3 protein-coding genes are annotated in these 1002 nt (G+C 61.3%); all 3 read left to right on the top strand.

Annotation, left to right across the window (positions count from 1 at the left end; all coding sequences use genetic code 11):
- Positions 1-201: acyl-CoA dehydrogenase family protein (locus DIE06_RS37835; protein ID WP_260433917.1), on the top strand; the 201-nt coding region annotated here is incomplete at its 5' end.
- Between the two features lie 206 nt (positions 202-407).
- Complete coding sequence (locus DIE06_RS37830; protein ID WP_124665746.1) at positions 408-719, top strand: high-potential iron-sulfur protein; 312 nt, start codon at positions 408-410, stop codon at positions 717-719.
- A 107-nt stretch (positions 720-826) separates the two neighbouring features.
- The coding region (locus DIE06_RS37825) for an MCP four helix bundle domain-containing protein (protein ID WP_185733584.1) at positions 827-1002 on the top strand (176 nt) is incomplete at its 3' end.

Here is a 1002-nt window from a genome sequence, read left to right as displayed (position 1 = left end):
TGCGATCGCGCGATGCAGGTGTTCGGCGCGATGGGAATCAGCCCCGACACCCCGCTCGCCGACAGCTGGACCTTGGGCCGCGCGCTGCGCTTCGCGGACGGCCCGGACGAGGTGCATCTGCAGGCGATCGCGCGCATGGAAATCAAGGACGCGAGGCCCGGGTCGAGCGCGCCTTACCTGACCGTGCCGCCGCGGGCCTGATCGCGGCACGCGCTGTCCACGAGGCGGCGCGTGCGGGCCGCGGCAAAGAGGTCTCGCCGCACGATGAAGCAATCCGTCTCGACGTTTTTATGGAAGCGTCTTAGGACTAAATGGCGAAGGTTGCGTAACGCTTTCATTTCTACAACTGATACCCGGAAGTTTCCCGGTTTGTCGACAATTAATTTCCCTGAACGATGAGAACTTGCATGAAGAAATCTCGCCGCACTTTTATGATCACGACCGCCGGTGCCGCTTCGAGTCTGGTACTTGCGCGTCTCGCATTCGCCGATTCCCAGAAGGTATCCGATAGTGACGCCACGGCCCAGGCACTCGGCTACAGGTCCGACGCGACCAAGGTCGACAAGACGAAGTACGCGAAGTACGCCGCTGGACAGATCTGTGGCAATTGCTCGCTCTATCAGGGCAAGCCGAGCGACACGTTCGCGCCTTGCCCGATGTTCGGGGGCAAGCAGGTCGCTGGCAAGGGCTGGTGCAATGCCTATAGCAGGAAAGCCTGACGCAATGGCCCGTGTCGGCGGTCGCTGAAGCGCCAGTTGGCGACGACAGAGAATGGCCGAACGTCAAGACTAGACAATTCGTGATCCGAAACTAAAAGGCTGACCGTATGAGTGCTTTCGCGGGGACGATCCGGTTCAAGATCATGCTGATGCTCGGCGTCTGCGTGGCGCTGATGATGGCGATCGGTCTGATGGGCCTGCGCGGTCTCGCGAGGCTCAGCACCGACATGGGCAGCATGTATTCGGCGAGTACCGTGCCGATCGAGGACCTCGCCGCGATGCA

It is taken from the genome of Burkholderia sp. Bp8998, from assembly GCF_003854235.1.
Lineage (GTDB): Bacteria > Pseudomonadota > Gammaproteobacteria > Burkholderiales > Burkholderiaceae > Burkholderia.
This window is presented reverse-complemented; position numbering and strand designations above follow the sequence as displayed.